The sequence below is a fragment of the Rahnella aceris genome (genome assembly GCF_011684115.1).
GTDB lineage: Bacteria > Pseudomonadota > Gammaproteobacteria > Enterobacterales > Enterobacteriaceae > Rahnella > Rahnella aceris.
This window is the reverse complement of sequence record NZ_JAADJV010000001.1, coordinates 1,912,507-1,929,155: the sequence shown is the minus strand read 5'-3', so window position 1 is coordinate 1,929,155 and position 16,649 is coordinate 1,912,507. Positions and strand designations below refer to the sequence as shown.

Here is a 16,649-nt window from a genome sequence, read left to right as displayed (position 1 = left end):
ATCATTCTTAAAAGCCCGGTTGTGAATCCCGTCACTTGCGCAATATTCCATAAGACACTATAACCATTAGCTAAAATATTTAGTAACATGCTTTTTGGGCATTAGCACAAAACAAAGCAGGAATTCTTGTTGAAAAAGGATTGATAGCGCTCACAAGGCAAGTTGCGTGTTTTCACCTCTGGCGATAAGATTAGTCTGAAATCCCTGTGTTGACTGTTATAACCCCTAAAAAGAAGGCAATAAGGGAAAGGCGTTTTTAAAAAACTTTGAATCGCAGCCGCTCGTGTGGTCGTCTCTGTACACTTACAACCGGACAGGCTCTTTATTGATATCAATTTCTCTAATATTTCGGTTTCGCCTCGGGGCTCCGGTATCTTTATGATCTGATTGATAGTCAAAAAAGTTATTAATCAATTAGTCGTGCCGTTGATGTTTTGGACAAAAATGAAAATACAATTCGATACGGCCTTTAACAGCAGCTACCTGTGCCAGCCGGTCTATACCATTGACGGGAAATTACTCGCCATAGAATTAATTTGCCGTTTTTCCAGCGCAGACAGCAAGTTAGTCATGCCCACAGAACTGGTACTGAACCTGTTAACACCGCAGCAGTTATTACGGTTTCTTAATGAGCAACAGATATGGGCGGGTGAGCATGCCCGATGGTTTAGCGATAATCAGGTTATTTTGAATATCAGTGTTGAGGAAAAACAGGTGGCCTTATTGCTGGAAGATGAAAATCTCCGCAATGCGTTCAGCATGCATACTTTCATTCATCTTAATCTGAGCGAGTCGTTTCCGCGTCTTTCCGAAGGCAAAAATAACCAGCAACTGGTTGCATTAAAACAATATTTTCCACTTTGTCTGGAAAACTTCGGCTCAGGCACTATTAACATGGTGCCCGTTTTTGACCATCTTTTTCAGTGGGTGAAGCTCGACAAAAATCTTTTCTGGCAGCTCTGTGAGGGGGAACATTTCACTATCGTGATGCCCTCGCTGATAAGAAATGTTAACCGGTTTTGCCGTAATATCGTGGTCGACGGGCTCGACTCTCAGGACTATTTTGATGCGTTACGCAAAGTAGAAATACAAGGGGTGAAGGGTTTGCTATGGCCTGGTGTTGAGCCCGCTGAACTGGACAGCCTGCTTGTGCGGCCCACCCAATTTCACTGATCGTCGCAGGTTGTTTCACTCTCAGGATCCCGGCCAGCGCCTGCTGTGCCGGGATTTTTTATCACTCAAGGTCATAATCTCCCTGCATTCGCTCCGTGTTAATTAACGTCCCGCAGTCCTACACTATTAAAAAGGGGGATTTATGCCGCGATTTGAACATCATTATGCTGACCAGTTGCCTGACTTTTACACGCAACTGCAACCGACGCCGCTAAAAGGCGCACGGCTTCTTTATCACAGCGAACCACTGGCGCGTGAACTGGGGCTGGATGACTCGCTTTTCGATGCTCAGCATCGCGAATACTGGTGCGGTGAAAAACTCTTCCCCGGTATGCAGCCTCTGGCTCAGGTTTATAGCGGACATCAGTTCGGCCAGTGGGCCGGACAACTGGGCGACGGGCGGGGTATTTTACTGGGTGAACAGGTTTTACCTTCCGGAAAACGGTTCGACTGGCATCTGAAAGGGGCCGGGCTGACACCTTATTCACGAATGGGAGATGGTCGTGCGGTTTTGCGTTCTGTCGTGCGTGAGTTTCTCGCCTCGGAAGCGCTGCATCATTTATCGGTGCCGACAACGCGGGCGTTGACGATTGCCACCAGTGATGAGCCGGTTTTCCGCGAGCAGCCTGAGCGCGGTGCGATGCTGATCCGCGTGGCGGAAAGCCATGTTCGCTTTGGTCATTTCGAGCACTTCTACTACCGCAAACAGCCTGAACATGTCAGGCAACTGGCAGATTATGTCATCGCACATCACTGGCCCCGGTTGCTGGAAAGTGAGCCGGTTGACGCATCACGCTACCAGCAATGGTTTACCAGTGTGGTGGAACGAACCGCTGCGCTGATTGCACAATGGCAAAGTATCGGGTTTGCACACGGCGTAATGAATACCGACAATATGTCGATTCTCGGACTGACTATCGATTACGGCCCTTACGGTTTCCTCGACGATTATAAGCCGGGTTATATCTGCAACCATTCCGATCATCAGGGGCGTTACAGCTACGATAATCAGCCGGCGGTGGCTTACTGGAACCTGCATCGTCTGGCACAAACGCTATCCGGCCTGATGTCCACGGAACAGCTCCAGACCGCGCTTGGCGAGTATGAACCGGCGCTGATGAGGGCCTATGGCACGCTGATGCGCGGCAAACTGGGTTTCTTTACCGAGAATAAACAGGATAACGATCTGCTCACCGGGCTGCTAAGTCTGATGGCGAAAGAGGGGCGGGATTTCACGCAGACTTTCAGGTTGCTCAGCCAGACAGAACAACAGCAGGCCGCGTCGCCTTTACGGGATGAATTCATCGACCGTGACGCTTTTGACAGCTGGTATCAGGCTTATCGTCATCGTTTACAAACGGAAGATATTGATGATGCCACGCGGCAGGACGCCATGAAACAAAGTAATCCACGCATTATTTTGAGAAATTATCTGGCGCAGAAAGCCATCGAAAGGGCTGAAGTGGATGATATCAGTGCGCTGGAGCAACTTCACCAGGCATTGCGTGACCCTTACAGCGATGCGCCTCAGTATGATGAAATGGCGAAATTGCCACCCGACTGGGGAAAACACCTCGAAATATCTTGTTCGAGCTGAGATAAAAAATGCCACATCTGAATGTGGCATTTTTATTGAACCGTCTCTACTGGCGTAAGAAAACTTGCGGCAATGCGGTTTCCGGATGCGGGCAGACGTTCAAATCGGCCTGATACCAGCGGCTCAGTATGGCTTCGCTCAGTACGTCAACGGGCGTCCCGCTGGCGACCACTTTTCCGCCGTGCAATAAAATAATCCGGTCGGCATACAACGCCGCAAGATTGAGATCATGCAGCACGCAACATACCGCCAGCGGCGTTTGCCTGGTTAGCTGTCGCAGCAAACGCAACGCGTGTTGCTGATGATATAAATCCAGCGCCGATGTAGGTTCATCGAGAAACAACCAGCGTGAGGAAGGGGCGGGTTGCCAGAGCTGGATCAGTACCCGCGCCAGTTGAACCCGCTGCTGTTCGCCCCCCGATAAATGGCGATAATCTCTTTCTGCCAGATTCAGACAATCGGTTTGCGTCATGACTTCAGTCAGTGCCCGTTGCATATTTTGCTGACCGTGCGGTGAACGCCCGAGTGTCAGTACTTCCCGCACGCTAAAGCCAAACGCCAATGTACTGTTCTGACGCATAACTGCCCGGGTGCGCGCCAGTTCCTGTGCTGGCCAGTCATTGAGTTGTCTTCCCTGAAGCGAAATCTGCCCCGATTGTGGCATCAGGTAGCCGGTCAGCATACGCATCAGTGTTGATTTTCCGGCACCGTTTGGCCCAATCAACGCCACCATCTCTCCGCTTTGCAAGCTGAGTGAAACATCGTCAATTAACCGGCGGCTATTGACGGAATACGTCAGATTTTCTGCAACCATTGATGAAGTAAAGTCAGACATTACGCGGAACTCCCGGGCGCAGGATCAGCCATAAGAAATACGGCCCGCCAATCAGGCTGGTGAGCAATCCCACCGGCATTTCTGCCGGAGCAACCAGTGTGCGGGCCAGCGTGTCTGCGAGCAAAAGCAGGCAGGCACCGGCCATGGCCGATCCCGGTAATAGCCAGCGGTGGTCTGCGCCAATACGCATCCGCAACAGGTGCGGGATCACCAGACCGATAAAACCGATCACACCAGAAACCGCGACAGCAGCCCCGACCAGCAGGGCGCTAAGCAGCAATAATTGCAACTGCGTGCGGCGGACATTCACACCGAGATAGTGCGCGTCTTCTTCACCTAATTGCAGGATATTCAGGCGCCGCGCCATGAACAGGGCCGCAACACAGGCTGGCAGGATCAACGAAGAGGCCACAGCCAGTGTCGGCCATTGCGCCTGCCCGAGACTGCCCATGCTCCACAAAGAGAACTGGCGTAACTGCTGGTCATCACTGACGTAGGTCAGCACGCCGACAGCGGCACCGCACAGTGCATTGATGGCAATACCGGCAAGCAGTAAGCGCGATAACCCACCATGGCCGAAACGACTCAGTGTAAAGACGATGGCTGAAATGGCCAGACTGCCAGCAAATGCGCTGATCATATGGCTGTACAGGGCCAGCAAGGGTGGCAATGCCAGTGGCATCACTATAGTCAGGGCAACCGCAAGCGCCGCGCCGCTGCTGATCCCAAGCAGGCCGGGGTCCGCCAGCGGGTTGCGAAACAATCCCTGCATAACCGCACCGGAACTGGCCAGCGCGCAACCGACTACCACAGCCAGCAGCACGCGGGGAAGGCGGATTGTCAGCCAGACCTGCCATAAACTATCGCCAAATGGACGTGCGAGTAACGTCCTTAACGACAGTGACATCGCGCCGGTATTCGCGGCCATCACGGCCAGCACCAGCAGAGCGCCGCCAAGGCCAATCATCGCCCAAACTGGCGAACGGCGACCTGACGGCACCGGAGGGCTCATGCTACTCATTTTGCTTGTTCCGCAGCCTGACGAAGTTGTGCCATCACCGCAGGTGTTTGCAAACCAAAGCCCAGCAGGGACATATCATCGATGACCAGCACACGCTTATTTTTGCCCGCAGGCGTCATAGCAACACCCGGCAGTTTCCACACCTGATCCATTCCACCCAGGGTTTTAACTCCGTCAGCGGTCAGTAGCAGGATATCCGGCGCACCGGCAATCACCCCTTCCTGTGACAGCGGACGGTAACGACTGAATCCCTGCATGGCATTTTTCGCCCCGACAGACGTAATCATCGCATCTGCCGCAGTATTCTGACCTGCTGCCATAGATGACATGCCACCGTGGCTCATCACAAACAACATTTTTACCGGCAGGGCATCGTGTTGAATAGCAGAAATCTGCGAACGATAGGTCGCGATCAGTTTTTCACCTTCCGCCTGACGGTTCAGCGCTGCGGCAATTACTTCGATTTTATCCGGGACGATGTCCGCAGAAGGTGTCCCCGGCACACGCACCACTTTTACGCCGTTCTGCTCAAGCTGTTTTAACACCAGTGAGGGTTCTGCCAGTTCGCTGCTCAGCACCAGCGACGGGTGCATAGACAAAATCCCTTCAGTATTGAGCTGGCGCATATAGCCGACGTCCGGCAGAGCCAGTACTGCCTGCGGACGCAAACTGGTACTGTCGCGGGCAACCATTTCGTTGCCCGCACCGAGTGCGTAAACAATTTCGGTAACGTCACCGCCAATACTGACAAGCTTTTCAGCGGCATACAGCATCGGGGTCGCCAGCAATGCTGTAATAGCGGCCACCATTTTCAAGGTTTTGTTCATGCTGCAACACCTTCATTGCTAAGTTGCGCCAGTTGTTCCCGCCACTGAGTTTGTTCAGGATTGCCTTCGTTACGCTGACCGTAAAGTTGCGCGATCTGCGTACCATCAGCGGCAAATAACTCCAGGCTGGTCACGAAACCGTCTTTGGTCGGCTTACGGGTGATCCAGCTTTCCGCGATAGCACTTTCCACCAGATGCAGGGTGAACTGTTTGTTGAAGACGTTAATCCATTCACCGTGCGGCATGACCTTTTCAATCGGACCGGTGAAAATTTGCACGCAACCCCGGTTGCCTACAAAAATCATGATTTCGTTTTGGTCATCTTTGGCGATATTCAGTAAACGCGTCAGCGAGCCGTTATCGACGCGCCATGCCAGATCATCCCCGACAGCTTTAAACGCTTGCTGGCGGGTGACATCGTGACGTTTCAGCAACTGGAAGAACTGGTGAACGTCGGTCATTGCACGCCATTCAGCATCGAGAGTGCTGGTGTCGGCGGCTGTCGTCGGAGCCGGAACTTCAGGGGCGACTTCAATTTGCAGCGGAGGATTGACGTCACTTTTGTACTGCGCAATCAGCGCGTCCCATGCTGCCATGTCAGTTTCATCGGTGTTATACACTTTATGAACGGCATCACCGTGCGCATCGAAGAACTGAATGCTGTGGCGAACGCCGCGGGCCGTGGTTTCTGACAGGCTGAAAATGTGCAGCCAGTGTTGCAGGAACAAACGCAGGTCCAGCGCGCGTGGATTAAGGATCAGACCGGCGTGACCGCTGAGATGCTGATTCTCATAGCGACCTTCCTGCTCGTGTACGGCAAAGTTGTTACGGGTGATTGACTTGGTGCCACCGACATTCTCCAGAGCAGCCAGCAAGCTACGGGCATCAACATCCAGACGCGCAGCATCATGGGAAACACGTAAAGCCGTTAACTCAGCTTCGCTTATCCGTAAAATTCCCGCCAGATCGCGGGCATATTTACCGGGATTAGCTTCTTTTGCCTGTAAATAGTCCTGATAGTGAACTGAATGCATTGCTGTTTCCTCGTTGTCTAAAGTCACCCGCTCTTTGGCGGATAAAGCTTGCGATGTTATGTGAATGATTTGTAAAAATATTTATGGCAAGAGTACGTTTAATACACGTGTGGTAATGGGAATTAATATCAATTTGATAATCATTATCAAATCATTACCTAAACACATCAAGAAGATTTTTGTCGCTGGAATGTAATTCTGTGGCGTTAACCCCTTAATTTAAGAGGGGAAGCAGGAGGGGATGCGCGGAGAAGTATCAGAACAGACAGAGGGTTACACGCCCCCAGGCCTGCTACTGACACAAAAAAGGGCAACCAAAGTTGCCCTTAAGAAGGTTACAGCAAAGTGATCAGAACCGGCTGTTTGTTGCCTGCGCAAGCATTGAGAGTAATGTCTCGGTGTCTTCCCAACTCAGACATGGGTCGGTAATCGATTTGCCGTAAATCAGAGGTTTGCCGTGAACGATGGGCTGTGTGCCTTCAACCAGGAAACTTTCCGCCATGATGCCCGCAATGGCAGTTGAACCGCTGATGATTTGCTGGCAAATATCTTCTGCTACCTCAAGCTGACGACGGTGCTGTTTCTGGCAGTTGCCATGACTGAAATCGACCACCAGTCGCTGCGGCAAATCGAATTCCGCCAGATTCAGGCAGGCTTGTTCGAGGTCATCCGCATGATAATTCGGTTTTTTACCTCCACGCATAATCACATGGCCGTAAGGGTTGCCGGCGGTACGGTAAATGGTCATCTGACCCTTTTTGTCCGGTGACAGGAACATATGACTGGTGCGCGACGAACGGATAGCATCGATGGCGATGCGGGTATTTCCGTCAGTGCCATTTTTAAAACCAACAGGGCAGGAAAGTGCCGAGGCCATTTCGCGGTGGATCTGACTTTCGGTGGTGCGAGCGCCGATGGCACCCCAGCTGATCAAGTCGGCAATATATTGTCCGATCACCATATCAAGGAATTCGGTCGCTGTCGGGATGCCTAGTTGGTTGACGGTCAGTAATACTTTACGTGCCAGCTCAATACCGTCATTCACACGGCAGGAACCGTTCAGTTCAGGGTCTGAAATCAGGCCTTTCCAGCCGACAACGGTGCGTGGCTTTTCAAAGTACGTACGCATGACGATTTCCAGGCGATCCTGATACTTTTCACGCAATACGCTGAGCTTGCCCGCGTAATCAATAGCCGCTTCTATATCGTGGATTGAGCAGGGGCCGACAACGACCAGCAACCGCTGATCTTCACCGCTGATAATCTTTTCAATTCGTTTACGTGATTCCATCACGTGTTGTGCGACCGACGGGGAAATTGGCAGTTTGTCTGCCAGTGCCTGAGGCGTAATCAGGCTGTCGATGCGCGTCGTACGCAGTTCATCTGTTTGTGACATCGTGTTCTCGAAAAATTTGTTTCTTCGCTGCGGCAGGAATACCGGGAAGTGATGCCGATCACAATAACGCAAAACCCGATGAATTCAACCATTGGCGGCAGGATATGCCATCTACATCAGTAAAAGGATTCAGAACATCCGGCGACTCATGCCGAAGCTGTCCATGATCTTCGCCGAAATCTCCTCAACAGAATAATTTGTACTGTTGAGGTAACGGATCTGATTTTTGCGGAATAAGGCTTCTACCTCAGAGACTTCCATCCGGCACTGGCGCAAAGATGCATAGCGGCTGTTTTCAACGCGTTCCTGGCGAATTGCCGTCAGTCGTTCAGGGTCAATCGTCAGGCCAAATAGCTTATGCATATGCGGTTTTAACGCGGCAGGTAACTGGATATTGTCCATATCGTCGGCGGTAAATGGGTAGTTAGCCGCGCGGATACCAAACTGTAATGCCAGATAAAGGCTGGTCGGCGTTTTACCGCAACGCGAGACCCCCAGTAAAATCACCTGCGCCTGATCGAGGTTGCGCAAGGAAATCCCGTCGTCGTGGGCCAGCGTGTAATCAATCGCGGCAATGCGCGCATCGTATTTGCTGATGTTGCTGGCTGTCAGGCCATGCGTCCGGTTGGCAATTGGGGTAGGATCTACGCCCAGCTCATTCTGTAAGGGGGCGACCAGTGACTGAACAATATCCTGACAGAAACCTTCACTGTTTTTAATGATGTCGCGGATGTTGGGTGAAATGATGGAATAAAACACCAGTGGGCGGGCACCGGTTTTCTCAAAAATTTCATTAATTTGCCGGCAGACAGCTTTGGCGCGCTCTTCACTTTCAACAAAGGGGAGTGAATAGGTTGTGGCATTTACCGGAAATTGTGAAAGCACAGCATGGCCTAAAACTTCTGCTGTAATCGCGGTACCGTCCGAAATGTAAAACACGCATCTGTCCACAAACTGCTCCTGAGTTATCGCACTTCATTTATCTTCAACTTATCGCTTATTTAGTAATAACCATAATTTCAGGAAATAAAAAGCGTATTCGTTCCAGCCAGCAATGTTCTGCTTATTGCTGCGAGACAGTGCGCAAAATGACTGTAATAAATGAAATGGTATTTTAAATTTTCCACGATTTCTCGCAGCTTTTTGATTTGCTTCAGCAGAGCTTCAGCAGCTCTGTTAGCATTAATTTAGTTTCGAAACTAAAGGCAACTTCTCCATGATTCATAAGGAATATTGTTGATTTCCATCGCGTGAGTAATTTTGCTGCTGTGGAATTTTCCTAAACAAAAATAGTTTGATTTGCTGGATCGATTCACCTGTCCATCTCTTATGGATCATTATGCTAATCTCAAAATGACAGCGTTGTTAAATGACAGAAAAAGCGTCGCTGACAATGACTAGACAACCGGTTTGCACGCCTACTGACTTTTACTGTAAATAAATAAGAAAGGATTGTTTCATGGCTCATCTCGATCCCGATTTACGCAATGTTATCTGGTACAACCAACTGGGTATGAAGGACGTTGATAAAGTCGGGGGCAAGAACGCATCCCTCGGGGAAATGATCACCAATTTGTCTGATCTGGGTGTTTCAGTTCCAAATGGTTTTGCAACGACTTCTCAGGCATTCAATGATTTTCTCGATCAGAGCGGTGTCAACCACCGTATTCATGAGTTGCTGGATAAAACGGATGTTGACGATATCGGGCAATTAACTCAGGCGGGCATGCAAATCCGCCAGTGGATCATTGAGACGCCATTCCAGCCTGAACTTGAGAAATCCATCCGCGAGGCCTATCAGCAGCTTTCCGACGGTGAGCCTGATGCGTCATTCGCTGTGCGTTCTTCCGCAACTGCCGAAGACATGCCGGACGCATCATTTGCCGGACAGCAGGAAACCTTCCTGAATGTTCAGGGATTTGATGCTGTACTGACCGCCGTGAAACATGTTTACGCTTCCTTATTTAATGACCGTGCCATTTCTTATCGTGTGCATCAGGGCTACGACCATCGTGGCGTGGCGCTGTCTGCTGGTGTGCAGCGCATGGTGCGTTCTGATCTCGCTTCTGCAGGCGTGATGTTCACCATTGATACCGAGTCGGGTTTTGATCAGGTGGTCTTTATCACCTCGGCTTATGGTCTGGGTGAAATGGTCGTTCAGGGTGCGGTTAACCCTGATGAGTTTTACGTACATAAACCTACGCTGGAAAAGAATAAGCCTTCTATTGTCCGCCGTACGATGGGCTCGAAGAAAATTCGCATGGTATATGCTCCGAGCCAGGAACATGGCAAACAGGTTCAGATTGAAGATGTGCCGGCTGAACAGAGCACCCGTTTCTCCCTGACGGACGACGAAGTGCAGGCACTGGCACGTCAGGCATTATTGATTGAAAAACACTATGGTCGTCCGATGGATATCGAATGGGCGAAAGATGGCCATAACGGCAACCTTTATATCGTGCAGGCACGTCCGGAGACAGTTCGTTCAAACGGTCAGGTGATGGAACGCTATCAGCTAAATGGCAGCAGTAAAGTGTTGGTTGAAGGCCGCGCTATCGGCCATCGCATTGGGGCCGGGCCGGTAAAAATCATTCATAGTATCAGCGAAATGCACCACGTTAAGGCAGGTGATATTCTGGTAACTGACATGACGGACCCTGACTGGGAGCCGATCATGAAAAAGGCATCGGCGATTGTCACCAACCGCGGCGGGCGTACCTGTCACGCAGCCATCATTGCGCGTGAATTGGGTATTCCTGCGGTAGTCGGTTGTGGTGATGCCACTGAAAAACTGACAGAAAACCAGAAAGTGACGGTTTCCTGTTCTGAAGGCGATACCGGTTACGTCTATCAGGATGAGCTGGACTTCACCGTGCAGAGCTCTGAAATTGATGAGCTGCCAAAATTACCGCTGAAGATCATGATGAATATCGGTAACCCTGACCGCGCATTCGACTTTGCCTGTCTGCCGAATGAAGGTGTCGGGCTGGCGCGTTTAGAATTCATTATTAACCGTATGATTGGTGTTCATCCCAAAGCATTACTGGAGTTTGATCAGCAGCCGGCGGAGTTGCAGGAAACCATCAATAAGATGATCCAGGGCTATGACAGCCCGCGTGAATATTATGTGGCTCGTCTGACGGAAGGGATCGCGACGCTCGGCGCTGCATTCTGGCCGAAACGGGTGATTGTGCGTTTGTCCGATTTTAAATCGAATGAATACGCCAATCTGGTCGGCGGCGAAAAATACGAGCCTCACGAAGAAAACCCGATGCTGGGCTTCCGTGGTGCGGGTCGTTATGTCTCTGACAGCTTCCGGGATTGTTTCGCGCTGGAATGTGAGGCCATGAAGCGCGTGCGCAATGATATGGGGCTGACTAACGTTGAAGTGATGATCCCGTTTGTTCGTACCGTGGCACAGGCTGAAGCTGTCGTTAAAGAGCTGGCGAGTCAGGGGCTGAAACGGGGCGAAAATGGCCTGAAAGTGATTATGATGTGTGAAATACCGTCAAATGCATTGCTTGCAGATCAGTTCCTTGAGCACTTCGACGGATTCTCTATTGGGTCTAATGACATGACGCAGCTTGCGCTGGGGCTGGATCGTGATTCCGGCGTGGTTTCTGAACTCTTTGATGAACGAAACGAAGCCGTTAAAGCCCTTTTGTCGATGGCAATCAAAGCCGCTAAGAAGCAGGGGAAATATGTCGGTATTTGCGGGCAGGGGCCATCAGATCATCAGGACTTCGCGCAATGGCTGATGGAAGAAGGAATCGACAGTTTGTCACTCAACCCGGATACCGTTGTCCAGACCTGGTTAGCGTTAGCTGAAAAGTAAATAAATGACTAATGACTGACGCTAAGGCTGTCACTTTCGGGTGGCGGCCTTTTTCTTTTTTACCGGGATGGAAGTTACGGGAATAAAAATAACGGTTAGCGGGTTACGGGATAAATAGAACGGTGAGGAAAAGAAATAAAAAAAAAGCCCGTCATAGCAGACAGGCAAAGACTACACACAGCAATTTGGGATATACCAGCTCAGGGGGAAGCTTGTATATAAATCAGTGGGTTGAAATCCGAACTGTTAATAATACTAAGTTTCTCAAGGTATTTAGTCTGTAAGAATTCTCCTAATAGATATTATTCTCATGCTAATTGATGAGAAGAAGTGTTTTTAGTGTGAGTCATTCAGGAAGGAAGCAGGAATAAAAAAAAGCGCTGCCCGGTTGAATTATCAGGGGCAGCGCCGGTGGTCAGTTAAAACGCAACGAAATTATTCATCCAGCGCTTTTAGTGCTTCTTCAGGTTCCATGTCAGGCTCAGGAGCCTCATTGACCCAAAGCGAAATCAGGCGATATGAGACGGCCAGCACGACCGGTCCGATAAACAGGCCAATCATGCCAAAAGCAAATAAACCACCAATAACACCGGACAAGATAAGCAGCATCGGTAAATCCGCACCCATGCGGATCAGAACCGGGCGAAGCACGTTATCCAGGGAACCAACCACGCAACTCCATACCAGCAGAACGGTGCCCCAGGTATTGTCGCCGGACCAGTACAGCCAGATGATGGCCGGTATCAGAACCAGTAACGGACCGATTTGCGCGACGCAGCATACGAACATCACGACGGTCAGCACGGTGGCATAAGGAATGCCAGCGATGGCCAGTCCGATCCCACCCAGTACTGACTGAACAATGGCGGTAACAACGACACCTAACGCCACGGCACGGATTGCCTGACCGGCAAGAATAACGGCTGCATCACCACGTTCTGCTGCCAGTCGCACCGCGAAATGGCGGATACCCATGGCAACATTTTCTCCACGGCTATAAAGCAGGGCACTGAACAATAACATCAGCGCACAGTGGACAATGAAACGGCCCAGATGACCTGCCTGTGTCACAAACCAGGCTGCTGTTTGTCCGACGTAGGGCTGCACTTTGCTCATCAGCGCGTTCCCGCCGCCATTGATCAGGGCATGCCAGCCGTTGTAAAGCTTATTACCCACCAGCGGGATCGCGTTCAGCCACTGAAAATCAGGCATATGTAACGATGAAGGATGGCTCGCAATTTCGACCAGCGGCGCACCATTTTCCACGGCGCTGCTGACCAGCAAGGCGATAGGCAAGACGAATAATAAGATCAACAACAGCGTCATGATAATGACGGCCAGAAAACGGCGTCCCCAGAGAAGGCGCTGGAGCTTGATCATTAATGGCCATGTGGCAATGACTACCATCCCGGCCCAGACAAACCCGAGAATAAAGGGCTGTACAATCCAGATGCTGGCAACGGTCATCAGGGCAATAAATAGCACCCCAAACATAATCTGGGGCAAGTCATAACGTTTAATTGGGAGATTCATTCATGTTTCTCAATGTGATAAACGAAGTAAGGCACAAACCCTGTGCCTCCAAACACTATATTCATAAACAGGGGGCTAAAAATAAGCATGGAACATACGACGGCTTTTGGATAGCCCGCCACATAATTAGTTGCAAGGCGTTGTTGCCGTACGTGCTTTTTGCGGTACGTCATGAAACATCTGCAACAAAGGTGAACCAGACGGAGCGCTTAAAAACGAAGTATGTTAGTTTTTATTCTGGATAAAGAACAGGGTGGATCTGCCCGGCAGATCCGGCAGGTCGCCTCGGGCCCGCCAGGCATACAACAAAGACAGAGTCATAATTCAATGATCCCACAGATTTCTCAGGCACCGGGTGTCATCCAGCTGGTGCTCGATTTTTTGGAAGCATTAAAAAGCAACGGTTTCACGGGTGATGTCACAACAACTTATGCCGACAGGCTGACGATGGCGACGGACAACAGCGTCTATCAGTTGCTGCCGGATGCGGTCTTATTCCCCATCGCGACGTCAGACGTTGCATTGATTGCCCGCCTTGCGGGGCAGGAACGTTTTAAAACACTCGTGTTTACTCCGCGCGGTGGCGGTACCGGTACCAACGGTCAGTCACTGAACCGCGGCATTGTGGTTGATATGTCCCGTCATATGAACCGCATTCTGGATATCAACGTGGAACAAGGGTGGGTCAAGGTCGAAGCCGGGGTGATCAAAGATCAGCTCAATGATTATCTGCGCCCGTTTGGCTTTTTCTTCTCTCCCGAGTTATCAACCAGTAACCGTGCGACGCTGGGGGGCATGATTAACACCGATGCCTCCGGTCAGGGCTCGCTGGTTTACGGCAAAACGTCTGACCACGTTCTCGGTGTCCGTGCGATTGTTCTCGGTGGCGACATGCTGGATACCACCGCTATTCCGACGGCGCTGGCCGATAAGCTGGGTGAAGAGGATTCGGTCATTGGACGGATTTACCGCACCGTGCTGGACAGTTGTCGTGATAACCGCGCGCTGGTGATTGAAAAATTCCCGAAACTTAATCGTTTCCTCACAGGTTACGACCTGCGCCATGTGCTGAGTGACGATCTGCAAACCTTCAACCTGACACGCATTCTGACCGGTTCAGAAGGCTCGCTGGCCTTTATCACCGAGGCGCGTCTGAATATCACGCCGATCCCCAAAGTGCGTCGTCTGGTCAATATCAAATACGACTCCTTTAATTCAGCGTTACGTAATGCGCCTTTTATGGTGGAGGCGAAGGCGCTATCGGTTGAAACCGTCGATTCCAAAGTACTGAATCTGGCGCGAGAAGACATTGTCTGGCACAGCGTTCGTGATTACATCACCGACGTTGAAGGCAAAGACATGCAGGGACTGAACATTGTTGAGTTCGCCGGAGATGATGCAGACCTGATTGAAACTCAGGTCAGTGCGTTGTGCGAACGCCTTGATAGCCTGATAAGTGATAAAGAAGGCGGTGTGATTGGCTACCAGATTTGCGCTGATCTGGCTGGTATCGAGCGTATTTATAATATGCGCAAGAAAGCCGTCGGTCTGCTGGGTAATGCCAAAGGGCAGGCTAAACCGTTGCCGTTTGCGGAGGACACCTGTGTGCCTCCCCAGCATCTGGCGGATTATATTGTCGAATTCCGTGCGCTGCTCGACAGTCATCATCTCAGTTATGGCATGTTCGGGCATGTCGATGCGGGTGTATTGCATGTGCGTCCCGCACTGGACATGTGTGACCCACAACAGGAGATATTGCTCAAACAAATCTCCGATGAAGTCGTAGCCCTGACCGCTAAATATGGTGGTTTGCTATGGGGAGAGCACGGAAAGGGTTTCCGTGCAGAATACAGTCCGGCATTCTTTGGCGAAGCACTGTTCCATGAACTGCGCCGGATCAAAACCGTATTCGATCCGGATAACCGCCTGAATCCCGGTAAGATCTGCGCGCCGCTTGAGTGCGATGAACCGATGATGAAAGTCGATGCGCCAAAACGCGGAACCTTGGATCGCCGTATTCCGCTGGAAGTCCGTCAGTCATTCCGCGGTGCGATGGAATGTAACGGTAACGGCCTGTGCTTTAACTTTGATGTGAAAAGCCCGATGTGTCCGTCAATGAAAATTACCGGCAGCCGTATCCACTCGCCAAAAGGTCGCGCGGGTCTGGTTCGCGAATGGTTGCGTTTATTGTCAGAACAAGGTGTAGATCCGCTGGCGCTTGAGAATGCGCTGCCGGAGAAAGGCATGAGTTTCCGCAGCCTGATCGAACGTACGCGTAACACCTGGCATGCCAATAAAGGCGAATATGATTTCTCCCATGAAGTGAAAGAGGCAATGTCCGGCTGTCTGGCCTGCAAAGCCTGCTCGACGCAGTGCCCGATAAAAATTGATGTGCCGGGGTTCCGCTCACGTTTCCTGCAGCTTTATCACACGCGTTATCTGCGCCCGGCACGCGACCATTTTGTTGCGAGTGTTGAAAGCTATGCCCCCCTGATGGCCAAAGCCCCCAAGGTGTTCAACTTCTTCCTCAGGCAACCCTGGTTGCGCGAGATGAGCCGGAAAAATATCGGCATGGTTGATTTGCCTTTGCTGTCTTCTCCGACACTGCGCGAGCAGTTATCAGGGCATCGCGCCAGTAAGATGACGCTTGAACAACTGGAAGCCATTCCGCCTGCCCGGCGTGGTGAATACGTGCTGGTCGTGCAGGATCCGTTTACCAGTTTTTATGACGCGCAGGTCGTTGCTGATTTTATCCGTCTGATTGAAAAACTGGGCCTTAAACCTGTTCTGTTGCCTTTCTCACCTAATGGCAAAGCGCAGCACATAAAAGGTTTCCTGACCCGCTTTGCCAAAACAGCGAAGAAAACGTCGCTGTTCCTTAACCGTGTATCGCAATTGGGAATGCCGATGGTGGGGGTCGATCCTGCGCTGGTACTGTGTTATCGCGATGAATATAAAGAAATTCTCGGTGACACACGCGGATCGTTCCAGGTCCAGCTTGTGCATGAATGGCTTGACAGCTGGCTGGCTGAGCGTCCGGCACAACAACAAAGTGGCGAGTCCTGGTATCTGTTCGGACATTGTACGGAAAGCACCGCCTTGCCCAACAGCGGCAAACAGTGGGGCGACATCTTTGCCCGCTACGGTGCGAAGCTGGAAAACGTCAGTGTCGGGTGTTGCGGAATGGCAGGGACGTACGGTCATGAAACCAAGAATCTCGAAAACTCACTGGGAATTTATGAGCTTTCCTGGCATACCTCTTTGCAACGGTTGCCACGCCAGCGCTGTCTGGCAACCGGTTATTCCTGCCGCAGCCAGGTAAAACGAATCGAAGGAAACGGTGTTCGCCATCCGTTACAGGCACTGCTGGAAATCATCCCCTAACAATAAGGAAGTAT

The 16,649-nt window shown here is 51.0% G+C and carries 11 protein-coding genes and 1 other RNA gene; 4 read left to right on the top strand and 8 right to left on the bottom strand.

All coding sequences use genetic code 11. The features are described 5' to 3' along the window. Window positions 1-444 precede the first annotated feature (444 nt). Together GW591_RS08705 and GW591_RS08700 are read left to right on the top strand one after the other, a co-directional pair. Window positions 445-1,173 carry an EAL domain-containing protein gene (locus tag GW591_RS08705; RefSeq protein ID WP_013576115.1) on the top strand — a complete coding sequence of 243 codons (729 nt, stop codon included), beginning with the start codon at window positions 445-447 and terminating at the stop codon, window positions 1,171-1,173. 142 nt (window positions 1,174-1,315) lie between these two features. After that, entirely contained in the window at window positions 1,316-2,770 is a 1,455-nt protein-coding gene (locus GW591_RS08700) for a protein adenylyltransferase SelO (protein WP_013576114.1), read from the top strand. A gap of 46 nt (window positions 2,771-2,816) precedes the next feature. Here the strand turns inward: GW591_RS08700 and GW591_RS08695 are convergent, their stop codons facing one another. The 6 genes from GW591_RS08695 to ppsR all read right to left on the bottom strand — a co-directional run bounded on the left by GW591_RS08695 (window position 2,817) and on the right by ppsR (window position 8,834). Then, window positions 2,817-3,605, bottom strand: a complete 789-nt coding sequence (locus GW591_RS08695; RefSeq protein ID WP_013576113.1) for a heme ABC transporter ATP-binding protein — start codon at window positions 3,603-3,605, stop codon at window positions 2,817-2,819. Then, complete coding sequence (locus GW591_RS08690; protein ID WP_013576112.1) at window positions 3,598-4,626, bottom strand: FecCD family ABC transporter permease; 1,029 nt, start codon at window positions 4,624-4,626, stop codon at window positions 3,598-3,600. Before GW591_RS08690 ends, GW591_RS08695 begins: the two co-directional genes overlap by 8 nt. Next, entirely contained in the window at window positions 4,623-5,453 is an 831-nt protein-coding gene (locus GW591_RS08685) for a heme/hemin ABC transporter substrate-binding protein (protein ID WP_013576111.1), read from the bottom strand. The genes GW591_RS08690 and GW591_RS08685 overlap by 4 nt, the downstream gene beginning before the upstream one ends. Further along, entirely contained in the window at window positions 5,450-6,487 is a 1,038-nt protein-coding gene (locus tag GW591_RS08680) for a hemin-degrading factor (protein WP_013576110.1), read from the bottom strand. Before GW591_RS08680 ends, GW591_RS08685 begins: the two co-directional genes overlap by 4 nt. A 349-nt stretch (window positions 6,488-6,836) precedes the next feature. Beyond that, window positions 6,837-7,883, bottom strand: coding sequence for a 3-deoxy-7-phosphoheptulonate synthase (locus GW591_RS08675; RefSeq protein WP_013576109.1), 1,047 nt, complete (start codon window positions 7,881-7,883; stop codon window positions 6,837-6,839). 129 nt (window positions 7,884-8,012) lie between these two features. Next, the gene (ppsR, locus tag GW591_RS08670) at window positions 8,013-8,834 is read right to left on the bottom strand and encodes a posphoenolpyruvate synthetase regulatory kinase/phosphorylase PpsR (protein WP_013576108.1); all 822 of its coding nucleotides are present in this window, start codon (window positions 8,832-8,834) and stop codon (window positions 8,013-8,015) included. 508 nt (window positions 8,835-9,342) lie between these two features. Here ppsR and ppsA point away from each other — a divergent pair. Then, window positions 9,343-11,718 (top strand): phosphoenolpyruvate synthase, encoded by a 2,376-nt coding sequence (ppsA, locus tag GW591_RS08665; RefSeq protein ID WP_121019050.1) that lies wholly within the window; start codon window positions 9,343-9,345, stop codon window positions 11,716-11,718. A 136-nt stretch (window positions 11,719-11,854) separates the two neighbouring features. On the opposite strand, the gene rprA is transcribed toward ppsA, so the two are convergent. Together rprA and ydiK are read right to left on the bottom strand one after the other, a co-directional pair. Continuing rightward, an RNA gene (gene rprA, locus GW591_RS08660) (antisense sRNA RprA) lies at window positions 11,855-11,965 on the bottom strand. A gap of 188 nt (window positions 11,966-12,153) precedes the next feature. After that, on the bottom strand, window positions 12,154-13,251 hold the full coding sequence (gene ydiK, locus GW591_RS08655) for an AI-2E family transporter YdiK (protein WP_013576106.1): 1,098 nt from the start codon (window positions 13,249-13,251) through the stop codon (window positions 12,154-12,156). Window positions 13,252-13,578: 327 nt separating this feature from the next. Here ydiK and ydiJ point away from each other — a divergent pair, with 327 nt between their 5' ends. Next, window positions 13,579-16,635 (top strand): D-2-hydroxyglutarate dehydrogenase YdiJ, encoded by a 3,057-nt coding sequence (ydiJ, locus tag GW591_RS08650; protein ID WP_013576104.1) that lies wholly within the window; start codon window positions 13,579-13,581, stop codon window positions 16,633-16,635. Window positions 16,636-16,649 lie beyond the last annotated feature (14 nt).